The following is a 2,624-nucleotide window of genomic DNA, read 5'->3' as shown; positions in this document are numbered from 1 at the left end:
TAATTGTGTCGTTCCAATGTTGAGTTCCTTCGCAGCTTTCTCAATTGGTTCGTTAAAGTGTTCAGCTATTATTTCCCTACTTAATAAATGTCTGAAACCTCTTCCACTGCCACCTGCTATGTTTTCTGAACTAGAAGGTTCAAATCCAATTGTATTGTTATCATTCTGGCTCATTTGAACATGATCCTGATTTTTTGACCCAAAGATGGACATTGATTCATCAAAATTAGTGGCCTCTATCGGTAATAATTGTTGGTTTTCAACTAAAATACCAGGATTTTGAAATCCTTCTAGGTTCCTTTGAATCACCTGAAGGTGATGTTGGTATTGAAAACCAACCCCAAACTCGGGATTCATATCAATATTGATGTTATCAATCGTCTGTAATTGATTGTCATTTTGAATGTCAGCCATGAATCCTTGATTCATGGGGATGATCTCACTGCTCATTGAGGGTACGTCGATGAATGGATTGTACTCAGTTAGACCATCTACAAATGGGTCTACAAATAACACATGTCAAATGATAAAACAAAACAGAATACTTATAAATGGATCATTCAAAAGAATTTAACCTGGTAGAAGGCATGGAGTCTGATCAAGTGCAAAGTCAGATACATGCACCGGATCATCTGAGTTAATGTTCAACTCGGGAAAAATTTTCGGCTCATCGTGGAGATGCTCTATTGGTAGTATATCTGGAAGACTGTACCATAATTCAAAATCAAACAAAACATTAGAAAGGTAATCGAAGTATGGATGATAGATGTCTAGAATGTTAGAGTCACCGAACTCTATTAAGAATTCTTGGTTTGAAGTACCCTCTCCTTGCGGAAAACCAGGTCCAGGGTTCGACAGATCGCCCATTGAAGATCTGTTTTCCATGACTCGGCTTTAAATATGAGTTCGTTTATGAACAAACTAGTGATAAGAGAGGACGAGACTGAAAATGAATGTGGAAATGAATGATACTACATACCTGTATATATAGTATCTTGCAGCTGGAACCGAAAGGACACACGGAACTGAAAGGACACCTCACGTTTTAATTACCGAAATTCAAACTAACTACAGTAGATGCGACTTTTCACTACCCCAAGTGATATTTTTTCAAAATTCCCTGCTTGACTCTGGTGAGAACGAGATAATAAAGAGACTTTTGAAATAAAACAAAATTTTATGTCTCCATATAATGGAAATAGTTTAAAGAGTGTTCAGTACTCCAAAAAAAAAAACTTACAAAAGATGATGTAAATTTTATATTTCGGTGGAACACAAAAATTTGGAGATTCTACAAAAATAGACTTATTTAGCCAAAAAGTATTTAAAAGAAATGTTGAATTGAGGCAAATGTGTGTTGAAATATGACGAATTCATATAAATACGAAATAGTGTTAAAAATTAGGTGTTGCAAGTTAACTAGGTTAACTATGTATATAGGTAGATTAGAAAGTACTAAATATGTACTGTAGATAGTAGCCGGTCAAGTCGATGTGTGGGACTGTGAGAAACAGTTAGAGTTTTTTTGTACATCTAGAGTAATTAGAAGAAAAGAAGTATGGAGTGAATGAGAATAATAGGACCTTAAGCATTATTACAGAGGTATGTAAATGTTGAAAGGGAAAGATAATTAAATCTTGTAAAGGTTCGGCAATAAGACGAGGAGGATTTTTGAAGGACATAAGGACTCGATGGGAAATACATAGAGGCGTTCGAGAATGCGGATTTCGGGACGAAATCCAAATAAGTGGGGGAGACTTGTAAGACCCGTATCCTGATTATAACATATACTTAAAATAAGAGTGTTAGGAATTATATGATTTTTGGTAGTTATAAAGCTAAGAAAAACTTTAGTTACAATTTCATATAAAATCAGCATTTTGTGTCGTTTTTAGAAAAATCATAATTAATTCTAGGAAAATTGTTTGGACCTCAAACCAATGCACAAAGTTTACAAATTGAGTCTAGTACAATTACCAAAAATAATAGTAAGCTTGAAAATGAGATTATCTATGGTAAAAAATGCAATCTTTACTGATTAGTTCGGAATTGACAGATTAGATAGTCTGTTTTCAAAAATTCATAATAAATCATAGAAAAATCGTATAAATACGTAAAATACATCCCTGGAAAGGTATTGAGATAAATTTCTGGAATATCAAATAAAAACGTGAATTTCATGGGTTTAAAGTCGGCTAAACCAGTCTTGAACAGACTGATTCTAGAAGGTATTAATTTCAACAAAGTTATATTATTAAAATCTTTTGTCAAAAGTGTCATGCCATTTTTTATTCAAGAATTCAAGTATAAATACCCCTCAAAACATCTCATAAACCACACAACTAAATCTCAATCCAATATATAGAGGTTTCTAAGCACTAGAGTGTAAGCAAGTGAGCGGAAGGAAGCTTAAAAGCCTAACGAAGGAGTTATAGATCCCGACGACTGGTCATAAGGTAACTACAAACCTTTCTATAGCTTAATTAGGTATTGTAAAATAATTTTTGTTAAGAAGTAGAATATTTAATAAGTATAACATATGTTATATTATACTCATTTCTAACAATAGTAAACAAAAACCTTAAAATGTCGTTATTATAACAATTCGTAATTCCGAAAATAAT

Annotated in this window: 1 protein-coding gene; it reads right to left on the bottom strand. The window is 33.0% G+C overall.

Annotated elements, in window-relative coordinates; genetic code table 11:
- Positions 1-429: RWP-RK domain-containing protein (locus J6D32_RS04190; protein ID WP_287467324.1), on the bottom strand; the 429-nt coding region annotated here is incomplete at its 3' end.
- Positions 430-2,624: the final 2,195 nt, after the last annotated feature.

This window comes from Turicibacter sp. (genome assembly GCF_017941855.1).
GTDB lineage: Bacteria > Bacillota_I > Bacilli_A > MOL361 > Turicibacteraceae > Turicibacter > Turicibacter sanguinis.
The sequence above is the reverse complement of the archived record's forward strand: the minus strand, read 5'-3'. Positions and strand labels throughout refer to the sequence as shown.